Source organism: Psychrobacter aquimaris (genome assembly GCF_016107525.1).
GTDB lineage: Bacteria > Pseudomonadota > Gammaproteobacteria > Pseudomonadales > Moraxellaceae > Psychrobacter > Psychrobacter aquimaris.
In genome coordinates this window covers 181,858-207,078 of record NZ_JABASR010000002.1, presented here as the reverse complement: position 1 = coordinate 207,078, position 25,221 = coordinate 181,858, and the positions used below count along the sequence as shown (strand labels likewise).

The window sequence follows — 25,221 nt, the reverse complement described above, 5'->3', positions numbered from 1 at the left end:
ACCACAATATAAAGTGACATTCTCTGCGGTATCATGTTGCTCGACGTAACAACCTACTTTTACCGATACTTTTGAGGCATATTATGAAAAAATTATTAGCCGTAGCACCTTTTGCTGTATTACTAGCTGCCTGCGCCACTAACGCACCAACCACCACGACCCCAGACACCAATACTCAGCCAGTAGTCCAATCATTCACTTGTGAAGACAACGGTCAACTCATTGCTGTCTACACTGCAAATGGTCAAGCTGCCAACCTAAACGTGACCTTGCCTAAAGTTGGCTTGACCAATGCAAAAATCACCATGGAGCATGCGGTATCAGGTTCTGGCACTCATTATGTAAATAATGTTAACCCTCAAACCACTTACGATTGGCACACCAAAGTGGATTATGGCATCATGACCATCAAATCAGACAATGGTCAAGAATACCGAGTGAACTGCCAACTATAATAATCATAGAAACACACATAAATAATACGTGGTAGTTATTTGAATAAACTCCATGTTTTTATTAAAATTTATTTAAAACGAAAGAGCCAATAGTCAAACTACTGGCTCTTTTTTGTGCTTGACTTTTTGTGCTTGATAATTTGATCTTAATGATCAAAATTGCATCACTCAATAAAAAACTGCCTGAATACTTTATGTACCCAAGCAGTTGAAAGTCATGTCGTTTTTATATTTATTTATAGTTATTAGAGCAGCTGTTGAATCAGTTGTTAGGTGTTAACCACTCTTGACCGTTAAATCACAGTCACATGCAAACGTGCATCGACATTGCCGCGTGTGGCATTAGAGTATGGGCAAACTTGATGAGCTGTTTCGACCAGTGTTTGCGCTTGAGCTTCATCAATGCCAGACACTTCAACATACAAATCTATATCTAGGTTATAGCTACCATCAGCTTTCATACCAATACCCACTTGGGTCGAGGTTTTTGAGGCAGTGATTGGCAATTTCATTTGCTGGGCGGTCAGGTTTAAAGCACTATCAAAACAAGCCGCGTAACCCATTGCAAAAAGCTGTTCTGGGTTCACACCTTCCTTGTCTGTTTCTTGAAAAGAGACCAGATCAAAACCTAGCGAACCATCGTCAAGACCTGTATGACCAGAACGACCACCCGTTGCCGTTGCTCGCGTTTTATAGAAAATTTTCATCATATATTCCTTATGGATTGGCGTGTTATTGGTATTGTGCAATACGCTGCAAATCAATCTTGCTGCGTTTTGATGCCATCATTATAGAAGTGAACACGCTAATCTGGTAGAGCATTACTACAGAATCCTTGCCTAATCCTATAAATATTTATATGATTAGGCAAATTATAAAATAAGCATAAATCATGAAAACAAAAACGGTTGAGCAGCTACTTAGTATATTACCCAAAAACCAAACCATAGAATCAGACATTTCAGGCTTGTTTTTTTATTGTGCCGACAGACCAAGAAAGACTGTCAGCTATATCCAAGAACCTAGTATATGTATCGTCTTACAAGGCACGCGTGAAATTTACTTAGGTGCAGATTGCCAGAGATTTGATGACAGCAGCCTGATGTTCTGCCCTGTCAATATTCCTATAAGCATGCATATCAAACACGCCACTGTAGAGAAGCCTGTCATCGTATTGTCTATGAAATTAAATTTAGTGCTTATTAGTGAGGTCATGGCAAAAATACCACCTCAGAAAAATGCCGATTATGAGCATCAAGGTATAAAATGGCCGTTAGAAGACACCATATTAGCCGCATTCGAACGACTGATAGACTTGCTTAATTATCCAAATGATATAGCGTTCTTATCACCTTTAATTCAGCAAGAGATTTATTATCGTTTGCTCTCAGCACAGCAAGGTCATAAGCTTCGGCAACTGGTGGTTAACGGCAGTCACACTCACCGTATTGCCCAAGCCACCGATTGGCTAAAATCACATTTAAATGAGCCAGTCATCATAGAAAATTTGGCCAGTCGATGCGGGATGAGTGTTTCGGGATTTCATCAACATTTTAAAGAAATCACTCAACTAAGCCCGCTTCAATATCAAAAAAGCCTACGATTGATGAAAGCGCGGCAGCTTATTCAACTCGGCGAGGCACAAGTATCACAAATCGCCATGCAAGTAGGCTATGAAAGTCCCAGCCAATTTAGCCGTGAATATAAACGGCTGTTTGGAGTAAACCCAAGCAGCGAATTAAATATTTAGCATAATGCTCCTACCATAATGGTTTCTGACTAGGGCAACTCCTCTGCGCATTGACAGCTTCACAAGCAACTACGTACGTAATATAAGTACCTGCTTAACAGGTTCCCTTTTTGCAGTCGAACAAACGACGAAATATCTTATTCAAGCAAAAAACAGTTGACTTAAGCCATATATTCATATTATAACATATATAATATATTCATAATTTTGCAACTATTAGAATAGTTTTTCTACGTTTAATCGTCAGAATATTTCGGGAGGCACTAACATGATTCGTTTAAGCTATACTCTCAAATGCTGGGCATTAGGTGTCACTTATTTCTTGGTGTTTTATTTTATGGTGGTCTTGAGTGATCCTGGCTTTAGCAAGTATATTTATATGTTGGCGTTAAGCACCATATTATTTCCCGTGGCTAAACGTGCAGTCGATGTAATGACGGACTTTTTTACACCAAATACCGTATTATTTAACGGATTATTGCCCTCATTATTGATCAACGTGGTGATCTGGATACTCACGCCATTTATTGTAGCATTGACCGTCATTGCATTCGTTCTTTATAGTATGGGCGTACTGACAGAAAAGATCAGTCACTAACTTTATCTAGGTGCTAATTTTTAGAGCAAAGGTCACATGAAGTCGCCTTTGCTTTTTTGTTTCATAAAAGATTTATCCGTTGCAGCAAAACAATGACACTCAAAAGCGGTGCAATAAGACAAATAAAACGATAAAACCCGCATCTTGGTTATGATGCGTCCTCTTTTGTCGCGAGAAGACGCCAGAGACTGGTGGCAGTGTATATGACATTGTATTAGAAAAAAATGAGGGATAAAGAGATGCTAAACGATAGCTTGTCTCCTGCCGATATGGTGTATCCAGAATTTAGGACTTTACTATAATTTATCTTTAGTTCAATAAAAAAGGCTGGGTTAGCGATTGCTAATCCAGCCTTTTTTATTGTTTGAATAAGAATGTATAGGCGATACTAAATAAACAACATTATGATGCAGCGTGACTGCTACAAACTTTTGTGCTTGCTGTGCCTGTGCAGAGAGAAGCTACTCAAATTTACAACAGTCATACGGCATCTCTTTTATATTGACATGACTATAGCAGGAATAACTCCAAGAGATACGGCATTCAAAATCGATGGGTTACGAATTTTCTGATCCATTCTAAAAGCCTAACGCTATCCTAACTCATTTTATCCCACATCTTGCTTAGACGTTTTGGTGACACCGCCATACGGGTTTTCATCGGTTGCGCGAATAGCTGAATGCGATACTCCTCGACCATCCAGCGGTACTCACTAATGGCTTTATCATTGGCGCGATTCGCCAGCCGCTCCATATGTACATCAAGCGCGTATACTCCTTCGAGATCAGATTCGAGATTGTGCTCAAGCCGTTCGATACGAATTTCAAGCGCCTCTAGATAGCGCGGATACTGCTGCCAATGGCTATAATCCATACGATAAACAAAATCAGCCAAGTGCAAATCTTCTAACTGGTCTTCGATATCTTCGATAGACTCACCAAATACCTCTCGATCGAGCATGAGTAAGCTTTGGCGAATACGTTGCCAGCGAGTATAGACATTTTTAAGGATTTTTATGACGTTTTGACCGGTCAATAGAAAGTTACCCGAAACCACTTCCAAGGTTTTCTCGTACTCTTCTGGTGTAAAGGGTAATTCTTCAGCAAGGGCTACAGCACTATCATCAGCGCTTTCAGGCAAATCAGCACTGTGATCAAATAACACATAATGCTCTTCAAGCGACGCGTCCAATGCCGCGTCGATAACGATGGTTTTTAGCTTCTCCATATCACCAAGTGGGGCAAACGCCAATTTAAATATTTTGTCGATTTGGCTGGTCAGCTGTTTTTTCTTCGCACCAAGCTTACCTTTTATTAAGGTCAAAACGCCAATACGGTGCGCCTGTAACGCCGCATTGACATCGGTATATTGATGGATGGATACCGCCTCGCCTGCTTCATCAGCAACCAAAGCAGCAAACTGCTTCATTACTACTCCTGCACTATGATGGTTTTTACTAAAGGCAAAATGCTCAGGGAATTCGGTGTGCGTACCTTGCTGCTCATTCACCGCTTGTCTAGTCTCAGAAGCGTGGCGAATCTGTAGCGTTTGCAGGTCGCGACCCTTTTCGATAATACGATTTTTGTCATCGACCACACAGATTTGTGGCTGCAAATATCGATCAATGCTGGAAGGATTAAAGCTATCAGGCGTCACTGACATAACGCCGCGACGGTTGAGCGCTTGGCAAAGCTGCTTAAGCAGTCCTTGTCCACCAGCAGGTTGCAATTCATCAAACAAACTATCGGCCGTATCAGGAATTGGTACAATTTGACGGCGGATATCCTTAGGTAGTGACTTGAGCAATTGCAACACCAACTCATAACGCCAACCCGGTACGCCCCATAATAATTCGATCGCATCAAGCTGCGGTAGCGCGGCAAGTGGCACACGAATGGTCACGCCATCATCATCGCTTGACGGATCAAAGACATAACGTAGCGGCAGTTTTAAATCACCCAATTTCCACACTTCTGGAAAATCGCCTGTGGTCGGTGCTTGGCTATTGAGCACGTCATCATCGCTAAAGAATAGATATTTGGCATCGGTTTTTTCAACCTCGGCACGCCAATCTTCAAAGGCTTTGCGACTGGCAATATGCTCAGGGATTTTTTTATCATAAAACTGATACAGCGCCTCTTCATCCACCAACAAATCACGGCGGCGTAATTTATCTTCAATGCGCTCGATATCGGCAATTTTATCCATATTATGCTGTAAGAATGGCGCTTGACGCCCCAAGTTACCAGTCACCAGACCATCACGGATAAATATTTCTCGTGACTCAACTAAGTTCACTTGCTCATAATTGGTCAGCTGCTTACTGATAATTATGAGACCAAACAAACTAATCTGCGCATAGGCTTTAACGCGTCCAGTCTTCTTCGACCAATGCGGCTCAAAGTAGTGATACTTTAATAAGTTACCAGCGGCTGAGATAATCCATTCAGGTTCAATTTTGGCAACAGTGCGCATAAAGACTTGCGAGGTTTCGACCACTTCAAAAGCCATGACCCAAGGTGGTACTTGTTTAAATACTGTACTGGCTGGGAATATTTTGGCTTTTTGCTGGCGCGCCGCTAAGTATTCACCACGATTTTCAGTTTTATGCGCAATCGTAGACAACAAGCCTGTCAATAATGCGCGGTGTAAATTGGCATATTTAACGGCCTTGAGGTCTTCATCTTCGATCGCGGTAGGATCGCTGGTCATATTTTCTAACGAAGCATTTTTATCAGTAGCTTTTGCCTCTTTAACATCCGTCAGCTTAAGTTCTGTGACCATTTGTACTAACTGACGATGGGTTTGACTCCACTCACGTACACGCGGGAAGCTCAAATAGTTTTTCTTCGTAAACTGCTTTCGCTGATTACCAGACAACTTATTGCCGTCTTCATCTTTTTCAAATAGCGCTTTCCACAGACTTAGATAGAATAAAAAGTCAGAATCATCTTGACGAAATTCCGCATGCTTTTGATCAGCTTGCTGGCGTTTATTGGCAGGACGCTCGCGTGGATCCTGTACAGCAAGCGCAGCTACTACGATTAGCATTTCACGGATACAATCAAAATCACTACCCGCAACCAACATACGTGCCAGTCTTGGATCGATTGGCATACGCGCCATTTTTTGCCCAGTGGGCGTCAGGCTTAAATGATCGAGACCTTTTTTTGGTTTTGGCTTATTGTTTTGATGAGCAGAAGTTGCTTCGCTTTTAGAAGTAATAGCGCCTAGCTCATCGAGCAATTTATGACCATCAGTAACCAAGCGACTGTCAGGCGGCTCAATAAAGGAAAAATCATCAACGCTACCTAAACGCAGATTGGCCATCTGTAAAATAACCGAGGCTAAGTTAGTCCGTAAAATTTCAGGTTCAGTAAACTCCGGACGACCAGTAAAATCTTCTTCGCTATACAGACGAATACAAACCCCTGGTGCAACACGACCACAACGACCTTTACGCTGATTGGCAGCGGCTTGCGAGATCGCCTCAATCGGTAGACGCTGTACGCGTGAGCGATACGAATAACGCGAAATCCGCGCAAAACCCAAATCAATCACATAGCGGATACCCGGTACGGTCAATGCAGTCTCGGCAACGTTGGTCGCGATAACGATACGCCTGCCACGACCTGATGGCTGAAAGATGCGCTGCTGCTCTTCATAAGTCTGCCGTGCAAATAGTGGCAAGACTTCTGTATGCTTTGGCCCATGACGCTCAAGCACCTCTTGTAGCTCACGAATCTCAGCTTCTGTCGCTGCAAATATGAGAATGTCCGCTTGATCGGCATGACCTTTATTTTGTGCATCGCTAAAGCATTCTTCGACGGCGGCAACGACCGCACGTGGCAGATTTTCTTCAAAGTCATCGTAGCTGTCATCATCTGAGCTGTTCACTGGCTCATCGGTAAGCGGACGGTAACGAACTTCAACAGGAAAACTACGACCTTCGACATTGAAAATAGGCGCAGGCACATTGCGTTTTAGCTTATTATCATAGCGGCTAAAATATTCACTAAAGCGTTTGGTATCAAGTGTTGCTGAGGTAATAATCACTTTTAAATCAGGACGTTTGGGTAGTAGCTTTTTCAGATACCCCATAATAAAATCGATGTTTAAGCTACGCTCATGCGCTTCATCAATAATGATAGTATCGTATTTACTCAAGAACCGATCATGCCCCAATTCAGCCAGCAAGATACCATCGGTCATGAGTTTAACAACAGATTGCGCCGTACCCTGCTCATTAAAGCGAATCTTGAAGCTGACAGTATTACCGAGCTGCTCGCCCAATTCTTCAGCGATACGGTTTGCCACACTGCGCGCGGCCAATCGTCGAGGCTGGGTATGCCCTATCTGCCCAGTGATACCGCGACCTGCCAGCATTGCCAGCTTCGGCAATTGCGTCGTCTTACCAGAACCCGTCTCCCCTGCAACAATAATGACTTGGTTATCAATAATTGCCTGTACTAAATCTTCTGCACGTTGACTCACGGGTAAATCAAGATTCAGTTTTTCTGCCAGTTTGTCTGGAATGCTATCCATACGTGCCTGCACCGCTTGCTGTGAGCGGCTTTTAATTTTTTCATACTGCGCACGTTTTTTAGTTAGCCCATCATCGGCTTTATCGTCAGAATCTTTTTTATTGTTAGCCACAGTAGCTCGCGCCAGCTCCCGCTCGAGACGACTTAAATAATAACTGTCTTTAGCCAGTACTGGTAAATCAACAACCATGTCGGGCTGTGAAGACGCCTCATCACTGTTCGCCGTCATATTTGAATTATCATTATTTGGGCTTGCTAACTTACTTAATTCATCGGATTTAAACACATTGGTGTTGTTTTCAGTCGGCATATCGGAGGTGTTCTTAGAAGTATTCGGCATATTTACTTAGGCTATTTATTGTTTGGAAGTGGTTAGATTATGAGGGTAATTTGGGCGTGATTCAAGGTGGTTATAGTGTTTGCTTGGCAACTATGCAGACTATTATCTATTTTCAAAACGCTCAGTCAAAATATTTCTAAGCTCATCCGTCATGGGTCTAAATTTAAAATGCTTTGGCTCCATCTGAGCAATCAAAGCATACCGATCATTTTCAATCGAGTTATTCTCACAAGAAAAATGATTCATCTCCTGACCAGTGATGGCATTAATAATATAAAAAGAGGTATCGCTATCTTCAAACTGTGTCAGCTCATAATAATTATTCGGATCCCGCATAACGAGATTAGTACCATTAGAAAGAGTCGTATAATAGGTATCCTCAGTAGCTTGCTGAGCCTCTAATCTTAAAGGATTACCTTGAGTGGCGAAATAATACTTGAGCATATAACCAATATCGCTATTGATCACATCCAAACGTAAATGCTCACCCTCTTGTGTGATGCACTGATAGATCATAAAAGGTTCGTAAATTCGTGGTTCAGTATTGACATTCTCGTCCACTATACTCTCCCACTCCATTCCCATAATGGGCGCATCCAACATGAGGCTTCCATCCTCAGTCAACTTATAACCTGCTGGTACGTCTTGATCTTCGACCTTAAACTGGAGGTTTAACGACTCATTATTCTCTTTTCGAGCATCGTCAGTGTCGTTACTCAGTACCGCTGTAGTGTCGTCCGATGTGTCTTGTTTATTCTTTTTATCCCAAAGTGTTATAGCCACTAGGACAATAAAAAGTCCTATCCCAAGACCAATACCTGCGATAACCCACTTAACAAATCCTCTTATAAAATTTTTCAAACCTGCCAGTCCTATTTTATTTTTGTGAATAAATTATTTGCAAGCTCAAACACTACTTGTATAAATAATTTGTTGACGAGTGGCAGCCCCCGTAAAGAAAGTCTGCAAATTTTGTAATGGTAGCCTAGGAAAAGGCAGATGCAGCGAAAGTATTAACCTCTCAAACGCTACCATTTCATCAGCTAATGCTTGCGCGACGTCAGGTTGAATTTTTGGGTTTTCATAAATATGATCAATTAACCAAGTGAGTTGTGGAAACTTAGCATTATCATGAATCTGATAAAGAGTGGGTAATAGCTCATCAGAGATTTGGCAACGCGATTTGCGAATCATGCCATTTTTATAGTACATATTTAAAGCCATATTAGAATCTGTCCTTAATTAAATGATGAGACTAAAAATGAAATATATTTTTGTCAGTCAAAGAGACAATTGCAGAGAATATGAACATATTGTCTAAAAACTTGCAAAGAGTGACGGAGATATAACCGCTTTTAGTCCATTAAACTCTAGTCTCGTCAATTGAGAACAAGCCTAGAGTAACTTCCTTAAATTCTTAATACTTAGATAACCAACATACTCTTTATCTTCGTCAGCATTTGCAAGTTCGTGACTATTATTAATCATAGGCTCAATTAAAATCTGTATGTTTGAGACAAGGTCATTCACGTTGTATATATCATCAATATCTACCTCAAATTTATCATCGATGTGCGATGCGGCATTAAAAGGTGTGTCTTTATCTTTATAAGTAAATTGCTGATAAAACTCACTTTGCTTTGCTTGTTTAATAGCATCTGTTTGATTATCAGCAACGATAAGTAGCTTATGGTGAAATTCTTCAAAACTCCCCTGCTGATAGCCGCCTAAATTAATAAAGAACAGTTTTAAACCGTTATCGTTCTCTACTTGATTGTTTGACTCGATCAATTTAATAGTATGGTTTCCCACTTTGGTAATCGCTCTGTATGAATCAATATGCCATTTATTGTTGACTTCCGGCCAATGATTATTGATATCGTCTATCAGCTCATTTACTTTGCCAGCTACACCAAAGAAAATATCATGCTGCTCAATTAAACGACCTTTGGGGCGACCACCAAGCTGCACCATAAATAGTGTTAGCATCTTACGCAGTCCTTATTTAATATACAAAACTCATCGTTAATCTAATTAATGTAATCAGCTTACTCTAAAAATACGTTGGCAACTTCTACATTTATAACACCCGCCCTGTTCTCAGTGCAAACGCCCAGTCTTCACGACCGTTCATTGAAGCTAATTTAGCCGCAGCCTCATAATCATAAGGCACTTTGATATGCTCAGTTTGCCAGTATTTGCCCTGTTCAGTATCAACACATTTAATAATCGCGTAACTGGCATGGGGCGAATAGGTTTGCATCTTATGCAAAATAGGCAAATCATCTTCATAGGCTGGGTAACCAACGCTACCTGTATTGACGACCATCTGCCCTGTCGATAGCGTGACTGTACGTGGGATATGAGTATGACCACATATGATAACGGTGCTATCGATACCGTTAAGCAGTGCCAAAATGGCTAGATTATCACGTACAGTCGGCTGCCCCGTCTCGATATTTTCTAACAAATATACCATGTCATCGGTTGGTGACCCATGGCACAGATAAATATCCTCACTCAAATGACAATCAAACGGCAAATTCTGTAGCCAATTAACCGCTGCTCTAGGCAAATCCTCGGTGATAAAAGCCATGGTTGCGTTGTTGCCAATCTCCGCCGTTGTCGCTTCATAAATCTGTCTATCCTGATTACCTCGAATGGTAATGATATCGTTCTGATGTGCCATTAAGAGCGCATAGGTATCTTTAGGGGCAATCGGTCCGTATAAAACATCACCCAGATTAACAACTTGATCAATATCGCGCTGTTTAATATCAGTCAGTACAGCTTCAAGCGCGAAGACATTACTATGAATGTCAGAAATAGCCGCGATAGTATTTAAATGCTTATTATTAGAGTGCGCCATTCTATTTATTCTCCTCACAAACCACTATGTTATACATCGACTAACCGTAAAAAGGAACAGAAAAGAGAAACAAAAAAACCCAATGGCTCGTGAGTATTGAGACATCGGGTTTCATAAGTTATGATTAATGTGATTGCTAAACTATATTAAGAAGAAATAAGCCCACAATCCGACGACAAAGGTAGCAATGATATTAAGAATGACACCCGTACGGATCATTTCGCTCTGTTTAATCAACCCCGTACCAAAGACAATCGCATTTGGCGGTGTCGCAACTGGTAGCATAAAGGCACAAGATGCGCCAATACCGATGACCAATACCAGCACTTCGTGAGGTAAACCCATCTGCTCTGCAATGGCAGCAAATACGGGAACCAGCAGTGCAGCAGAGGCGGTATTAGAAGCAAACTCCGTCAAGAAGATAATAAATGCTGATACCGCAATCATAACCACGATAAGCGGTGCAGAAGACAAGGCATTAGCGACCGTCTCCCCTAGCACCAAGGACGCACCTGATACCTTCAAAATCGTCGATAGGGCGATACCCCCACCGAACAGCATGAGTACACCCCAATCCGTATTATCAGACACTTGCTTCCAAGATACCAAACCTAAGCTCACCACCGCAGCGGCGGCTGATAAGGCAATAACTGCATCAGTATCCGTAATATCAAGCGCGGCACCGATCTTTTTGGAGAAAATCCAGCTCAATGCAGTGACAATAAAGACGATAATCGTCACCACACGCGGTTTATTCCATGCGATAGGTTCGTCTTCAACCAGTACAATTTTACGATTCAGATTGGGTTTAAGGAACAGATACATCGCACCCAATAATAGTGGAAGTAACACCAACATCATTGGTATACCAAACTTCATCCAATCCACAAAGGCAATATTGAGCGCCTTTGCCGCGATGGCATTTGGCGGTGAACCAACGATCGTACCCAGACCACCAAGGCTTGCTGAATAAGCAATACCTAGTAATACAAATACAAAAGTACCACGGTCTTTTTCGCGATCAACTTGCGTTAAAATACCGAGCGCCAGTGGCAACATCATCGCCGCCGTCGCGGTATTCGATATCCACATCGATAAAAATGCGGTCACGCCAAATATCAAAAACACCGCCGTACTTAATTTGCCGCCTGACATCGATAAAATCTTCAGTGCAATTTTTTTATCCAATTGCTGCACATGCAAGGCTGCCGCTAAAGCAAAACCACCAAAAAACAGATAAATGGTCGGATTGGCAAAGCTTTGTAAGCCTATCTCGGCATCGAATTCTGGTATCCCAACTAGGGCACCCACCACTACTACCAATAGCGCTGTAATCGTGACGTGCAACGCTTCCGTTAGCCACAGTACCCCGATGAAAAACAATAAGGCAAGACCCTTATTGGCATTGATATCGAATGGCAATACATTAAAGATAATTATACTAATAACCGCCGCAATAGCGACCACTATCAACCCTTTACCGGTACCCTTTGGAAAGGTATCGGTAAATAAATACTCGTTGCCATCATCAGGAAGATGGCTATCTAGTTTTTGCTCTGACATAAAATGTCCTTATTTTCCCAAAGACAGTGTAAAAAGACGCTAAAATAAAAACGTATGTTAGCGATTGACACTGATTCAACCAGCAACCGTAAAAAATACGTTGTCATAATAACAGATATATAACAAAAATCTGATGCAACAAAGCCCTTATAAGATTTGCAATAAATATTGTCATTTCAAAGGTAAAAAATTACTTTGATGCATTTTACGAAATGCACCTTAAAACAGTACTTTACAGAGATAAATCTTTCTCATGAACCCGTTCACATTTTAATTAAAAACTTGACTCAACAGCTTATTATTGTTAAATCGAACACAGAGTGAGCAACCTATAGCTGAATAATCACTTTTCATCAAGCCGCAAGCCTTGTGATGTACGGTTACACATCGTCACTAAACAAGCGTACACTTAGTATGTACAAGCGCATGGTGCTATCTCATACTAAATAAGTCAAAATAAAAATCTAATACCGCTAACAGCTTAACAATTATTTTTTAATAGTATTTATATCGGAAAGTTAATAACAATAAATAGGAGTATTTTATGACAGACACAAATAAAACCGACTCAACCACTAAAATGGCACCAAAAGATATCAATCAAGACGGTTTGGCTAAAGAAGACCAGCAACGTACCGACGACTCAGCACTCGATATGATGCAGGGCATGCATGAACATGAAGACCATGAAGGTGAGAAGTAAACCAACGTTTTATGATTACCCCAAGCCAAAACACGAAAGGTGCTTATCGTTATGATGAGCGCCTTTCGTGTTTTGGCTCTCTTTTTTCTGGCAGGCGATCTGAGGCGTAGTTATATATAAATGCCGCCGTCAAGACGATAGCAATGGGTACAAATAGAGCTTCATAGCCAACTTTAGCGAATAAAAATGCCCCTACGGCGCTACCACCACAAAAGCAATACCAAATAATGGCTTGAAAACCCAATGTCGGTTTACTAATTGATCGACCAGCCAGCCAGTTGCCAATAGCAGCGCCCATATCTGATGTCAAACCTGTCAAATGGGTGGTACGAATGACTGCACCGCTATAAGTCGCTACCATGGCATTTTGTAATCCGCATGCCATCGCCGCCGCCAATTGTCCTAAATAATCATGCTGCTGATACAACCAGTAGCTGGCCATTAACAGTGCCGCCTCAATATATAGCGCATTACCATAGCGCCTACCCAACTTTAGTGACGTCTGCCCAATCACATAACCGCTCAGTATCGCACCTGCCAAAAAAGACAGTAGCAGCGCACCAATATACAAGATACTACGCACATCCAAGTAAGCAATAGCCGCTGCAAATAGGCTTACGTTGCCCGTGACATGAGAAACAGATAGATTGGCAAAGCCCATTAACGCAGCAGTGTTCACACAGCCAGCACTGAATGCCAGTACAGCACCGCCCCACAATATCCACTTTGGTAGTTTGGTTATCATATTCGCCGCCTAATGGCTTATCACCAAAAATCCACTATTATAACCAAAAAAGGCAACCGATTGGCTGCCTTCCTGATGTATAAAACCTTATAACTAACTATTAAAGAGGATTATTTAGGCTCATCAAGCATCATTAACTGCTCACTGATAGCAACGGTATTAAAACCTGCGTCAACAAACATAATCTCACCGGTAATACCAGATGCCCAAGGTGATAGCAAGAAAAGAGCCGCATTACCGACTTCGGCCTGTGTGATATTACGTTGTAGTGGCGCAATTTTTTCGCTGATATCGAGCATTTTACGGAATGATTTAATGCCACTGGCGGCAAGCGTGCGAATAGGACCTGCTGAGATTGCATTGACACGAATACCTTCACCGCCCATAGAAGTAGCAAGATAGCGAACACTGGCTTCAAGACTGGCCTTTGCCATACCCATAACATTATAGTTTGGCAATACTGAGATACTACCTTCATACGTCAATGTCAGCATCGAACCGTGACGCATAGCTAATAGAGCACGAGCTTCTTTGGCCAATGCCACAAAGCTATAGCTTGAGATATCATGGGCAATTTGACTACCTTCACGGGTCGTCGCCTTGACAAAATCTCCATCAAGCTGATCCATCGGTGCAAAGCCAATCGCGTGTACCACACCATCGATACCATCACCCCAATGGGCAGTGACTTGCTCAAAGCAGGCGGCAATCGACTCATCAGACGCCACATCACATTCTAATACCAAATCTGCTTCGAATTTCTCTGCTGCCATATCGACACGCTTTTTGATCTTATCATTGGGATAAGTCAGAATTAATGAGGCACCTTCACGGTGCAGTGCCTCAGCGATAGCCCAAGCGATAGACAGTTTGCTGGCAATGCCTGTTACGACAAATCGTTGTCCTTGTAGTAGCATAATGTTTCCTTTTGAGTCGACCAAGATGGTTTAATAATATCACGTTATTTAGAGTGATTAGATACGATGAATATCGCAGCATAAAAAGTACAAATTATAAGATAAACCATTATACACGAATTAATTTAAGTAAACAGTCGTAAACTGTATTCCCTTGCAATGTCGCCTAATATCGATTAAACACTCAACTGCTCGCCACAGCAGTATGAAGTTAAGCAGTTTTCAAGTATAATCACAGCCCTTCCCAGCTTGCACAATTTTTATAAAAATCCTTTACAACCGTTGTTTGTAAACAAGGATTTAGCGTTAAGCTACACCCACATTTTGGATGGCTGCCAAACTTATGAGTAACACCCCAACAATAGCATCAGATTACCAAGAAAGCGTTGAGTCTTATCGTCAACTGATTCTCTCAACTGGCGAGGATTTACAGCGTCCCGGCCTTGAAGAAACACCGATGCGTGCCGCGAAAGCTTTTGCACATCTAACCCAAGGTTATCATCAAAGCTTGGATGAAGTCGTCAACGACGCCCTGTTTCCATCGAGCAATCGCGAGCTGGTATTGGTACAGAATATTGAGTTTTATTCATTGTGCGAACATCATATGCTGCCCTTTCATGGTATCGCTCATGTAGGCTATTTACCCAATGGTCAAGTACTGGGCTTATCAAAATTTGCCCGTATCGTCGATATGTTCGCCCGCCGTTTACAAGTTCAAGAAAATTTAAGCGATCAAGTGGCACAAACTATTATGGATGTCACTGGCTGTCGCGGCGTAGCGGTAGTGATGGATGCAGCACATATGTGTATGATGATGCGCGGCGTGAATAAGCAGCATTCCACCACACGTACGACGTCGATGCTGGGTGAATTTGTACATGATAACCAAGCACGTACAGAGTTTTTAAGTGCGATCCCTAGACGTCAGCCTGCATTCTAACGCTTCAAATAGCAATAGATAGTCACAAAAAAAGGATACTACGGTATCCTTTTTTAATGCACATCGTTCAATATAGCTGTGATAAAACTTAGCAATCAACCCTTGGTTGGCAATATAACAACAAGGCTTAACTAACCTAGTTCACTTCATCAATCCAGTTGCCATAACCTTCTGCCTGCATCTGCGCCAGTGGAATAAATCGCATCGCCGCTGAATTCATGCAATAGCGCTTGCCTGTAGGCGCTGGACCATCATCAAACACATGACCCACATGTGAATCAGCATAGCGGCTACGAATTTCGGTACGGCTTCCAAATATCCCGCGATCTTCCTTCTCAACGACCATATCCGCGCTCAATGGACGGGTAAAGCTTGGCCAGCCAGTGCCAGATTTGTATTGATCACGAGAGGAATACAGTGGCTCTCCCGATATCACATCAACATATAGCCCAGGCGCTTTATTATCCCAATATTCATTATCAAAAGCGCGTTCGGTACCGTCTTTTTGAGTGACTTTATATTGAATATCAGTGAGTGATTGCTTTAGCTCATCCTGTTCAGGCTTCACAAAGGTATCTGGATTGAACCCTGCACTAGTGTTAGTAGCTGGCGCATTGTTTGATGATACTTGTACGCTATTAGCCGCCGTAGGCTTGAACTGGCGAAAATCCAGCTCATAGTCTTTGCCATAGACACTTTCGATAAATTGATAGCGACCAGAATTAAAGGTATAAGCCTTATAGCGGATTGGATTTTTCTTATAATAGTCCTGATGATACTCTTCCGCAGGATAAAACTTGCTAGCAGCAACAATTTCAATCACAACTGGTTTGCTATAGACACCAGAGTCTTGCAGTGATTGCTTAGCAGCTTCTGCTATCTGCTTTTCTTGTGCATTATTATAAAAAATAGCGGGACGATACTGAGTACCGCGGTCTACAAACTGACCTTTATCATCGCTAGGATCCGCAATTCGCCATAGTGCTTGGACAATACCGTTATAGGTAATTTTCGTCGGATCATAATACACTTGTGCGGCTTCAGTATGTCCCGTACCACCTGCTGACACCGTACTATACGTTGGATTGGTCGATTGACCGCCAGTATAGCCGGAGACTACCTCTACCACTCCAGGTATTTTTTCATAACCAGCTTCTACACACCAAAAACAACCACCAGCAACCGTAGCGACTGCTAAATTTGGATCCGTAGGTGCATAAGGATTGTCGATGGAAGTATTTTCCACAGCGGGCGTATTTTCGGTGGCTGCACAACCAACATAAAGAGCACTGCTCGCTACGATAGCGATACCAACAACTTTAGCCTGTAATTTATAATTCATTAATAATTGGCGTGTCATAAGAAGCCCTTAAGAGTAATGTTATGTAATGATTGTAACTCTCAGGTATCACCGAAACATTCCCAAATTGTTATATATTTACAATATCTTGAACTATTTAGAAAAATAAAGCCTACTATCCTTTCGGAAATAGGCTTTATTTTTATTTATTGCCAGACTACTAATATGGCAAAATAGTTATGCGACTTTATCGTTATTTTTATTGATCGCCTCATCACTGGCTTGCTTAATTTTCGTTAAAATAGCCTTAATTTCAGATGCTGATAGATAAGTCGGTACTGCATAAGTATCACTGACTTCTTTCGCAGCCGCTTTAGCAATTTTATCAAAATCACTGCTTTGCATACCTTTAACCGTTGGATCAATATTTAAGTTGGCGATCAGTTCGCGTACTTGCGCGATTAGCTGATCGGCAATCTCAGCATCACTCTTGCCAGCTTGGCCCGATTTTACCATAGCCGTTTTTTTAGCCAGCTCCGCCAATCTTTTTTTACTCCCTTGACGATTGACGTCAAGCACATACGGCAACACGATGGCATTGGCGCGACCATGAGGAATACTATAATACGCGCCTAATTGATGAGCGATGGCATGGACGTAACCCAAACCAGCTTTATTAAAGGCGATACCGCCGTAATGGGCTGCAATACCCATCTCTTCTCTGGCTTTCAAGTTGCCGCCATCTTTATAAACCAGCGGTAAGTTTTGCATGACAGATTTCACCGCAGAAGCCGCATAATAGTCCGTCTCTACGCTAGCATTGGCACTCATCCAAGCTTCAAGCGCATGTGTCAACACATCGATACCAGTGTCCGCTGTGATATGCGCGGGCATACCTTTCATAATAACGGGGTCAATAGCCGCTGCTAATGGCACCATTCTTGGGTCGATAGACAAGGATTTTTGATGCGTTTTGTCGTCTGATACCACCGCACCAAGGGTTGCTTCTGAACCTGTGCCAGCTGTCGTAGGGATACAATAGAGAGGCACCGATGGCTTTCTGGCTTTAAGAATGCCGATAAGCTGTTGCGGTTTGCAGCTGTTGCCTTGTGACATCGCAATCATCTTAGCCGCATCAATGACCGAGCCACCACCGATGGCGATAATCGAGTCGCATTTAGCATCGATAGATTTTCGTAGTCCTTCTTCGACGACCTTAAAAGTAGGGTCTGGGGTAATGCCATCATAGACTTTATAACTGATGTTTCTTTTATCTAGATAATCCGTGACTTTGGCAGGGATACCAAGTTTGTTTAATACGGCATCAGTAACGATAAATACGTTGGCATGTCCTTCATTGATAAGCATATCGCACAGATCCTCACAGGAGGTCTCGCCGATAAATAACATCGGTCTTCTGATAGGTACAATATAAGCGAAGGCTTTTAGCACTTTGGCGCGAGTCTTGGCAACTGCCAAATAACCGGCATACTGCAATGGATTATTACTGACTAATTTAGAAAAACCATTCTGTTTTTTCATAAGCATAAAAATCCTTTTTAATAATGCTAACACTGAGGTCTGTTGAACATCTAAGCAAAGCAAACTACTATTTGAATTTATTGTACCACCGCCATTTTTAGGATGTCGCGATTATTATGAACTGCTATGTTCTGATTATTTACGGTATTCAAATGATTCAGTTTTGACTGTCTATACTAAATGAGACTCGCCTGTAATAACTGCTGAGCATAAGGATGCTGTGGATGATTAAACACCTCTTCAGTACGTCCATACTCTATACACTTGCCCTCTTTTAGCACCATAATATGCTGACACAAGGCGCGTACTACTTTTAGGTCATGACTGATAAATACATAACTTATTTGCAGTTTTTCCTGAATTTCACGTAGCAATCTGACTACAGTGACTTGCGTGGTACTATCAAGCGCGGACGTCGGCTCATCCAATATCAGTAGACTAGGCTGCATAATGAGTGCGCGCGCAAGCGCTACCCGTTGACGCTGACCACCTGACAGCTCATGCGGATAACGCTGTGCAAACGCTAATGGTAAATGTACAGTAGCGAGACTGTCCATCACTGCCTGCTGGCGTGCTGTCTTATCAACGCCTTGCACCAGCAATCCTTCTTCAACGATCTGCATAACTGTCATGCGCGGATTGATACTAGCAAATGGATCTTGAAATACCATTTGAATTTGCGAGCGAAACTGACGTAGCTCACCCCTGGACAATACTGAAATATCTTGTCCATTAACCATTATCTCGCCACCGACGCGTGCTTGATTGCTAAGCAATTGACTTAACGCAAGCGCTATGGTCGTTTTACCAGACCCTGACTCACCAACGATGCCTAACGCCCACCCCTTTTTTAATGTCATATCGACATTTTTTACCGCATCGAACCAGCGCTTAGTACCGCCAAACAGACTTTTTTCAATTGGGAATTGTACTTGTAAGTTGCTGACTGCTAATACGGTTGATTGCTGACTTTGGTCATCATTATCATCAAATAAACTCAGTGCTTGCCCAAAGTCTTGTTTTATTAGCGTGCGGGTATATTCGGCTTTCGGCTGATTGAACACACTGATGGTTTGCCCCTGCTCAATCGTTTGACCTTGGCGCATAACGATGACTTCATCACTGTAGCGCCTGACCAGATTGAGATCATGACTGATTAATATCATCGCCATATTATGCTGACGCTTGAGATCATCTAGCAACTCAAGAATTTCATGTTGCAAGGTGACATCAAGCGCGGTGGTTGGTTCATCAGCGATTAAGATATCAGGCTGCTGGGCCAACGCCATGGCAATCATCACCCGCTGACGCTGACCACCTGATAACTCATGTGGATAGCGATTGAGTTTGTCAGCAGGGTCGGTGATATTGACACCCTCTAATAAGGCGATAGTTTTTTCGCGCCATTGTTTCTTGGGTACATCGCTGAGACGCAAGGATTCCGCAATCTGCTTGGCGACTGTATGTAGCGGGTTTAATGCGGTCATCGGCTCTTGAAACACCATGCCGATGCGCTGCCCGCGAATAGAGCGCAGTGCAGCATTACGCGACCTATCATTGGCTATCGGTAGTGTCGTCATTATTGTTGCATTTGCTAATTGCACTTCACCGCTAACGGTCAAACTGTCTGGCAACAAGCCTAATAGTGCAAGACTTGCAATAGATTTACCAGAGCCTGACTCACCAACGATGGCCAGTGTCTGACCTTGCCGCAGCTCATAAGACAGATTATCAACCAAAGTTACGCCAGTATTAGTAACAATACTAAGCTTATCTACTGTTAGCATAAGCTTATTGTCGGTATTACTGTGGTTTTCATTTAAATGGTTATTTTTCTCAGTAGCAATTGTCATATTAGCAGGTATCATATTAGCAGGTATCATATTCTCAGTTGTCATATCAGGAGCGCCTCGGGTCAAACGCATCACGCAGCGCTTCGCCAACAAAGATCAGCAATGATAAAATAAAGGTCAAACTAAAGAATCCAGATAGTGCCAACCAAGGTGCATCAAGATTGTTTTTCCCTTGTACCATTAGCTCACCGAGCGACGGTGACCCAGGCGGCAAGCCATAACCCAAGAAGTCTAATGCCGTTAAAGCGATAATATTGGCCGTCAATATAAATGGCAGCTGTGACAAGCTTGAAGCTAGGGCATTGGGCAAGATGTGTTTGAGCATGACTTGACTGTCTGAAGCCCCCAGATTACGTGCCGCACGCACATAGTCAAAGTTGCGCGCGCGCAAAAACTCTGCCCGCACTAAACCAACCAATCCCATCCAGCCAAACAATAACATCATGGCAAATAGCATAAAGATACTAGGGCTAAATAAGCTGACCAAAATAATAATCATAAACAGCTGCGGCATACCGCCCCAAACCTCCATGAAGCGCTGCCCTGCTAAATCTATCCAGCCACCGTAATAGCCTTGTATTGCACCGATGACAATACCAATCAATGCACCCGCAAGCGTTAATGCTAGGCCAAACAATAACGAAACCCGCATGCCATAAAGTATGCGCGCCAGCACATCGCGACCCAAATCGTCCGTACCAAGCCAGTTCTGACTATTGGGTGCTGCTGGATATGGAATACCCAGCTCAACGTTTGGTGTCTGATCGGCAAATGGTATGGGCGGCATAATATAAAAGCCCTGCTCATCAATCAGCATCTGCACTGCCGGGTCTTTGTAATTGGCTTCGGTCTCAAACACTCCACCAAAAGTCGTTTCAGGATAGGCTTTTAGAACAGGAAAGTAATAATTACCTTGATACTGCACCAATAATGGCTTGTCATTGGCAATCACATTGGCTGCCATACAAATGAAAAATATCAGCGCAAAAATAAAGAGAGAGATAACGCCAAGTCTATTTTGGCGAAAGCGGTTTAAACGCGCCTGCCAAATAGGATTTAGGCGACGTTTTTTTTCTATAGTAATTGGAGGTGCGGTTGAGGGAGTTGAAGATAATCGATGACTTGACATTAGCGCCCCTCAAAATCAATACGGGGGTCAATTAAGTGATAACTTAAATCACTGAGTAACTGTAACAATAGTCCCACCAAGGTAAAAATAAATAACGTACCAAATATCACGGGATAATCACGCTGCTGAATGGCTTCAAAGCCTAGCAACCCCAAACCATCAAGTTTAAAAATAATCTCAATGAGAAAATTACCCGCAAAGAAAATGCCAACAATAGCCGCTGGGATACCTGCGATAATAATCAACATCGCATTACGAAAGACATGACCGTATAAAACCTGACGCTCACCCAAGCCTTTCGCTCGAGCAGTGAGCACATACTGCTTACCCAGCTCTTCTAAAAAGCTAAACTTGGTCAGATAGGTCAAGCCCGCAAAACCGCCAACCGTACTTGCCAATAGCGGCAGCGCTAAATGCCAAAAATAATCCTTGATTTTACCCAACACGCTTAATTGCTCAAAGTTCTCAGAGGTCAATCCTTGCAGTGGAAAGATATTCCAGTAGCTACCACCAGCAAAAAACACCAGTAGTATAACGGCAAACACGAAGACGGGAATCGCATGGCCAATAGCCAGTAGCATGGCAGAGACTTTATCAATCCCTGAACCATGATGCATGGCTTTATAGATACCTAATGGAATCGCTATCATATAAATTAATAACGTGCTCCAGAGTCCAAGCGAGATAGAAACGGGTAGTTTCTCGATAATCAAATCCGTTACTGATTGACCTTTAAAAAAAGACTCGCCAAAATCCAGTTGAGCGTAATTCTTTAGCATTAGCCAAAAGCGCTCAGGAGCCGATTTATCAAAACCGTATTGGGCATTAATCGCTGCAACCATTTCTTCAGATAAGCCTCGCGTGCCTTGATAAGTGCTATTGTTGCTGCCTGCACCAATATTACCAGCGAGCGCATTGTCTTTTGCACCCTGCTCAATAAGCGCCAGCTGCTGCTCAACAGGACCACCAGGCGCGGCTTGTACAATCACAAAATTCGCCAGCAATATCAAAAATAGCGTCGGTAATATCAGTAGTAACCTTTTTAAGATATAACGACCCATAATGGCGGCTTCCTAAAATAAACAAATATAATACCAACCCCAAAAAGTACGATTAGCAGCGGTGACTATTTAAAAGTTGTTTTTAAGCTCACGTAACGCAGCAAATACGGCCAAAGATTTATCGTCATCGATAGTTGCTTTAGACTTAACCCCTGCAATCACACTCGGCTCTTGCGTTCGTAAAAACACATTGACCGCGCGCTCATGTTCTAAAGTGACTGGCAGCGTCGGAAGACCTTGGGCGGTGTTTTCTTCTGCTTGAGCCAATGCTTGCTGCATTGCTTCATTAGCAAGTTCGATAGATAAACCAAAATGCAGGTTACTGGCAGTATATTCGTGCGCAGGATATAGTAACGTCTCAGCTGGCAGTCCATTTAAACGCTTAAAGCTCTCATGCAATTGCTCAATAGTGCCAGTAAACACACGCCCGCAACCGGCACTAAATAAGGTGTCACCGCAAAAGCAATGCTTACTGCCGTCGATATCTAGTATATATGCAACATGACTGGCCGTATGACCTGACACATCCCATACTTGCGCGGCGCAGCCCCATGCGCTTACCGTACTGCCGTCTTTAATAGTCTGATCTTCGTCGACGTTGTGTTCAGTATGAGCAACCAGATGCGTCATCGGATAAGACTCTTGCAGTTCTGCGACGCCGCCAATATGATCATGATGATGATGCGTGGTCCAAATAGACGTCAGCTCTAGCTCATGTTCCTCTAGATAGGCAACAACTGGCTCAGCTTGACCCGGATCAATGACAATTGCCTGCCTATTATTTTCGTTTATCAATGTCCAGATATAATTGTCATTAAATGCTTTAATCGGGTGAATACGAATACTCATATGAAGTCCTTACCAGTGGTTATCTTTATTACTTATATCTTTTGCTAAATTTTAAAAACCAAGTAACACGTGAAGATGAAGTATTATTTCATTTATGGGTTTAAAGTATTGTTTGAAGCTATTTTTTCAAATATTGATTAACACCTGCTTCTGCTTGTTTATCCGTCCACCAATAATCAATACCGATAGCATTGGTTGGCAGTTTTTCAGTATGACGATATTGATTCCAATAGGCGACATTGGTAGCCGACTTACCATATAAGGGCACTAAGTAATATCCAGCACGTAGTAGACGATCAAGCACGTGAGTATATAAAATAATTTCTGCACGGTGCTCGGCATTTGCAAGCGCCGCAACTACCTCATCAATAGCGACGTTTTTAATCCCTATCGAATTATGATTGCCTGGCTCGTTAGCAGCAGCACTACCCCAAAATGCGGCTTGTTCAGCACCTGGTGATAAGCTCTGCGCAAAGATATCGACCACCATATCATAATCAAAACGGCGCATACGCTCATAATATTGTGGCCCATCGACTTGACGTAAGCTTGCATCAAACCCTAGACGCTTTAGATTGCGAATATAAGGCAGCAATACACGCCCCATAGTCTCGCCCGTCATCAAAATCTCAATCTGAGCAAGATTGCCATCTGGCTGATATAACTTCATATCGTCATAATAAAACCCAGCATCTAGTAATAACTGCCGCGCCTTTAATAACGCTGTACGATTAAAGCCACTACCGTCGCTGGTTGGCAATTGCCATTCAGTCAATACAGCTTGCCGCTGAACTGGCTCAAGCTTGGCTAGCAATGGACTTAATACCTGCATCTCAGCAGCAGATGGTGTGCCTATCGCAGCAAGCTCCGAGCCATGAAAGAAGCTTTGTAAGCGCTCATACTGCCCATGAAACAAGGTCTTGTTCATCCACTCAAAATCATAAGCCGCAGTCAATGCTTGGCGGACGCGAATATCTTGAAAAAGTGGCCGACGCATATTCATCACCAAACCCTGCATCGGAACTGGGTTTTCACTGCTTATGGTTTCTTTATAAATAAAACCTGCTTTGACGGCTGGGAAATTGTAACCGGTCGCCCAATTAGAGGCTTTATTTTCAAGTCGAAAGCGATATTGCCCAGATTTAAAACCTTCAAACGCAATCTCATCACTTTGATAATACACAAACTTAATCATATCGAAGTTGTAACGACCGCGATTGACCATCAAATCACGCCCCCAATAATTGGGGTCACGCACATAGCTGACTGCACGTCCCGCATCGACGCGTCCAAGTTTATAAGGACCACTACCCATCAATGGTGTCAGCGTGATTTTCTCAAAACCTGTATCAATAGAGGATTTAGCAAAAATAGGGAATTGCCCAACCGTTAATAAAATCTCTTTATTGTCATCGGACTTGAAGACAAACTTTACTTGTTGCTTATCGATAGTTTCAATGTCTTTAATATCACCCAAATAGCTGCGAATATACATCGGTCCTTTGTTTAGTATTGCGTCGTAAGTGGCTTTGACATCGCTACTGGTCACTGGTGTGCCATCCCAAAAGCGCGCAGCAGGATTGATATGATAGATAATCCAACTGGTATCATCAGGGTCATAAGTCACCTTGCTTGCCAGCTGCGGATACATGGTAAAAGCTTCATTTAGTGAGCCGGTCATCAAGGTATCATACAGATAATCGGTGCCGATCATCGCCACACCCGTGGTCATCCATTTATTGGCTGCGTTAAAAGTGCCACGCGCATCAAGCGATAATGTACCACCTTTGGGGGCATTGGGATTGGCATAGGGCATAAATGGCACGTCAATATAATCAGTAGTGCTGTTATGTCCAAGCGCAGTAGTGGTAATGGGTGCCGCGATACTGCATGGTATCCAGCTGACGGTGATGGTTAGCAAAACAGCTTTTAGCATGGCATCTTTTATCATCATGACGTTATAACAAACCTCTATGCTAACCAATTTGGATATCAAAAATTAAGGGCTTATAGCAAAATAGTGTTATTGCAAAATTTCATCATAACAAACTTAGGTTTTTTAA

Annotated in this window: 21 protein-coding genes; 5 read left to right on the top strand and 16 right to left on the bottom strand. The window is 42.5% G+C overall.

What is annotated here, in order from left to right; translation table 11 throughout:
- The first annotated feature begins 83 nt into the window (after positions 1–83).
- Positions 84–455, top strand: coding sequence for an MliC family protein (locus tag JFC10_RS02880; protein WP_198331580.1), 372 nt, complete (start codon positions 84–86; stop codon positions 453–455).
- A 293-nt stretch (positions 456–748) separates the two neighbouring features.
- On the opposite strand, the gene JFC10_RS02875 is transcribed toward JFC10_RS02880, so the two are convergent.
- Positions 749–1,162, bottom strand: a complete 414-nt coding sequence (locus JFC10_RS02875) for an organic hydroperoxide resistance protein (RefSeq protein ID WP_198331579.1) — start codon at positions 1,160–1,162, stop codon at positions 749–751.
- Positions 1,163–1,347: 185 nt separating this feature from the next.
- On the opposite strand from JFC10_RS02875, the gene JFC10_RS02870 reads away from it, so the two are divergent.
- On the top strand, positions 1,348–2,205 hold the full coding sequence (locus JFC10_RS02870; RefSeq protein WP_198331578.1) for an AraC family transcriptional regulator: 858 nt from the start codon (positions 1,348–1,350) through the stop codon (positions 2,203–2,205).
- A gap of 268 nt (positions 2,206–2,473) precedes the next feature.
- The gene (locus JFC10_RS02865; RefSeq protein ID WP_198331577.1) at positions 2,474–2,803 is read left to right on the top strand and encodes a hypothetical protein; all 330 of its coding nucleotides are present in this window, start codon (positions 2,474–2,476) and stop codon (positions 2,801–2,803) included.
- A gap of 597 nt (positions 2,804–3,400) precedes the next feature.
- Here JFC10_RS02865 and hrpA read toward each other — a convergent pair.
- The 6 genes from hrpA to JFC10_RS02835 all read right to left on the bottom strand — a co-directional run bounded on the left by hrpA (position 3,401) and on the right by JFC10_RS02835 (position 12,119).
- Positions 3,401–7,576 carry an ATP-dependent RNA helicase HrpA gene (gene hrpA, locus JFC10_RS02860; protein ID WP_198331656.1) on the bottom strand — a complete coding sequence of 1,392 codons (4,176 nt, stop codon included), beginning with the start codon at positions 7,574–7,576 and terminating at the stop codon, positions 3,401–3,403.
- Between the two features lie 213 nt (positions 7,577–7,789).
- Positions 7,790–8,548: a hypothetical protein gene (locus tag JFC10_RS02855; RefSeq protein WP_198331576.1), complete on the bottom strand. Its 759-nt coding sequence runs from the start codon at positions 8,546–8,548 to the stop codon at positions 7,790–7,792.
- A 45-nt stretch (positions 8,549–8,593) separates the two neighbouring features.
- Positions 8,594–8,911 carry a hypothetical protein gene (locus JFC10_RS02850; RefSeq protein ID WP_198331575.1) on the bottom strand — a complete coding sequence of 106 codons (318 nt, stop codon included), beginning with the start codon at positions 8,909–8,911 and terminating at the stop codon, positions 8,594–8,596.
- 171 nt (positions 8,912–9,082) lie between these two features.
- Positions 9,083–9,676, bottom strand: coding sequence for a DUF1543 domain-containing protein (locus tag JFC10_RS02845; protein WP_198331574.1), 594 nt, complete (start codon positions 9,674–9,676; stop codon positions 9,083–9,085).
- 91 nt (positions 9,677–9,767) lie between these two features.
- Positions 9,768–10,556, bottom strand: coding sequence for a metallophosphoesterase family protein (locus tag JFC10_RS02840; RefSeq protein ID WP_193013068.1), 789 nt, complete (start codon positions 10,554–10,556; stop codon positions 9,768–9,770).
- Positions 10,557–10,697: 141 nt separating this feature from the next.
- Entirely contained in the window at positions 10,698–12,119 is a 1,422-nt protein-coding gene (locus tag JFC10_RS02835) for an SLC13 family permease (protein ID WP_193013067.1), read from the bottom strand.
- Positions 12,120–12,663: 544 nt separating this feature from the next.
- Here JFC10_RS02835 and JFC10_RS02830 point away from each other — a divergent pair.
- On the top strand, positions 12,664–12,822 hold the full coding sequence (locus JFC10_RS02830; protein ID WP_198331573.1) for a hypothetical protein: 159 nt from the start codon (positions 12,664–12,666) through the stop codon (positions 12,820–12,822).
- A gap of 49 nt (positions 12,823–12,871) precedes the next feature.
- Here JFC10_RS02830 and JFC10_RS02825 read toward each other — a convergent pair whose 3' ends face one another.
- On the bottom strand, positions 12,872–13,567 hold the full coding sequence (locus tag JFC10_RS02825) for a YoaK family protein (protein WP_193013065.1): 696 nt from the start codon (positions 13,565–13,567) through the stop codon (positions 12,872–12,874).
- 110 nt (positions 13,568–13,677) lie between these two features.
- Positions 13,678–14,484: an enoyl-ACP reductase FabI gene (locus JFC10_RS02820; protein ID WP_198331572.1), complete on the bottom strand. Its 807-nt coding sequence runs from the start codon at positions 14,482–14,484 to the stop codon at positions 13,678–13,680.
- A 343-nt stretch (positions 14,485–14,827) separates the two neighbouring features.
- On the opposite strand from JFC10_RS02820, the gene folE reads away from it, so the two are divergent.
- Positions 14,828–15,424 carry a GTP cyclohydrolase I FolE gene (folE, locus tag JFC10_RS02815; protein WP_193013064.1) on the top strand — a complete coding sequence of 199 codons (597 nt, stop codon included), beginning with the start codon at positions 14,828–14,830 and terminating at the stop codon, positions 15,422–15,424.
- A 136-nt stretch (positions 15,425–15,560) separates the two neighbouring features.
- Here folE and msrB read toward each other — a convergent pair whose 3' ends face one another.
- The 7 genes from msrB to JFC10_RS02780 form a co-directional block, all read right to left on the bottom strand.
- Complete coding sequence (msrB, locus tag JFC10_RS02810) at positions 15,561–16,784, bottom strand: peptide-methionine (R)-S-oxide reductase MsrB (RefSeq protein ID WP_198331570.1); 1,224 nt, start codon at positions 16,782–16,784, stop codon at positions 15,561–15,563.
- Positions 16,785–16,961: 177 nt separating this feature from the next.
- Entirely contained in the window at positions 16,962–18,266 is a 1,305-nt protein-coding gene (locus JFC10_RS02805) for an iron-containing alcohol dehydrogenase (protein WP_198331569.1), read from the bottom strand.
- A gap of 176 nt (positions 18,267–18,442) precedes the next feature.
- The gene (locus JFC10_RS02800; RefSeq protein WP_198331655.1) at positions 18,443–20,134 is read right to left on the bottom strand and encodes an ABC transporter ATP-binding protein; all 1,692 of its coding nucleotides are present in this window, start codon (positions 20,132–20,134) and stop codon (positions 18,443–18,445) included.
- A gap of 31 nt (positions 20,135–20,165) precedes the next feature.
- Entirely contained in the window at positions 20,166–21,248 is a 1,083-nt protein-coding gene (locus tag JFC10_RS02795; RefSeq protein ID WP_227686010.1) for an ABC transporter permease, read from the bottom strand.
- The gene (gene yejB / locus JFC10_RS02790; RefSeq protein ID WP_198331568.1) at positions 21,248–22,309 is read right to left on the bottom strand and encodes a microcin C ABC transporter permease YejB; all 1,062 of its coding nucleotides are present in this window, start codon (positions 22,307–22,309) and stop codon (positions 21,248–21,250) included. Before yejB ends, JFC10_RS02795 begins: the two co-directional genes overlap by 1 nt.
- Positions 22,310–22,378: 69 nt before the next feature.
- The gene (gene gloB, locus JFC10_RS02785; protein WP_198331567.1) at positions 22,379–23,158 is read right to left on the bottom strand and encodes a hydroxyacylglutathione hydrolase; all 780 of its coding nucleotides are present in this window, start codon (positions 23,156–23,158) and stop codon (positions 22,379–22,381) included.
- A gap of 118 nt (positions 23,159–23,276) precedes the next feature.
- Positions 23,277–25,109 carry an extracellular solute-binding protein gene (locus JFC10_RS02780; protein ID WP_198331653.1) on the bottom strand — a complete coding sequence of 611 codons (1,833 nt, stop codon included), beginning with the start codon at positions 25,107–25,109 and terminating at the stop codon, positions 23,277–23,279.
- Positions 25,110–25,221: the final 112 nt, after the last annotated feature.

Coding starts and splice junctions, on each gene's coding strand:
- JFC10_RS02820 (WP_198331572.1), bottom strand. CDS start 14,484: ATGCTACTACAAGGACAACGATTTGTCGTAACAGGCATTGCCAGCAAA.
- JFC10_RS02835 (WP_193013067.1), bottom strand. CDS start 12,119: ATGTCAGAGCAAAAACTAGATAGCCATCTTCCTGATGATGGCAACGAG.
- JFC10_RS02840 (WP_193013068.1), bottom strand. CDS start 10,556: ATGGCGCACTCTAATAATAAGCATTTAAATACTATCGCGGCTATTTCT.
- JFC10_RS02865 (WP_198331577.1), top strand. CDS start 2,474: ATGATTCGTTTAAGCTATACTCTCAAATGCTGGGCATTAGGTGTCACT.
- JFC10_RS02850 (WP_198331575.1), bottom strand. CDS start 8,911: ATGGCTTTAAATATGTACTATAAAAATGGCATGATTCGCAAATCGCGT.
- JFC10_RS02795 (WP_227686010.1), bottom strand. CDS start 21,248: ATGTCAAGTCATCGATTATCTTCAACTCCCTCAACCGCACCTCCAATT.
- JFC10_RS02825 (WP_193013065.1), bottom strand. CDS start 13,567: ATGATAACCAAACTACCAAAGTGGATATTGTGGGGCGGTGCTGTACTG.
- folE (WP_193013064.1), top strand. CDS start 14,828: ATGAGTAACACCCCAACAATAGCATCAGATTACCAAGAAAGCGTTGAG.
- JFC10_RS02870 (WP_198331578.1), top strand. CDS start 1,348: ATGAAAACAAAAACGGTTGAGCAGCTACTTAGTATATTACCCAAAAAC.
- yejB (WP_198331568.1), bottom strand. CDS start 22,309: ATGGGTCGTTATATCTTAAAAAGGTTACTACTGATATTACCGACGCTA.
- hrpA (WP_198331656.1), bottom strand. CDS start 7,576: ATGACGGCGAACAGTGATGAGGCGTCTTCACAGCCCGACATGGTTGTT.
- JFC10_RS02845 (WP_198331574.1), bottom strand. CDS start 9,676: ATGCTAACACTATTTATGGTGCAGCTTGGTGGTCGCCCCAAAGGTCGT.
- JFC10_RS02780 (WP_198331653.1), bottom strand. CDS start 25,109: ATGATAAAAGATGCCATGCTAAAAGCTGTTTTGCTAACCATCACCGTC.
- JFC10_RS02800 (WP_198331655.1), bottom strand. CDS start 20,134: ATGATACCTGCTAATATGACAATTGCTACTGAGAAAAATAACCATTTA.
- gloB (WP_198331567.1), bottom strand. CDS start 23,158: ATGAGTATTCGTATTCACCCGATTAAAGCATTTAATGACAATTATATC.
- JFC10_RS02875 (WP_198331579.1), bottom strand. CDS start 1,162: ATGAAAATTTTCTATAAAACGCGAGCAACGGCAACGGGTGGTCGTTCT.
- JFC10_RS02830 (WP_198331573.1), top strand. CDS start 12,664: ATGACAGACACAAATAAAACCGACTCAACCACTAAAATGGCACCAAAA.
- JFC10_RS02880 (WP_198331580.1), top strand. CDS start 84: ATGAAAAAATTATTAGCCGTAGCACCTTTTGCTGTATTACTAGCTGCC.
- msrB (WP_198331570.1), bottom strand. CDS start 16,784: ATGACACGCCAATTATTAATGAATTATAAATTACAGGCTAAAGTTGTT.
- JFC10_RS02805 (WP_198331569.1), bottom strand. CDS start 18,266: ATGAAAAAACAGAATGGTTTTTCTAAATTAGTCAGTAATAATCCATTG.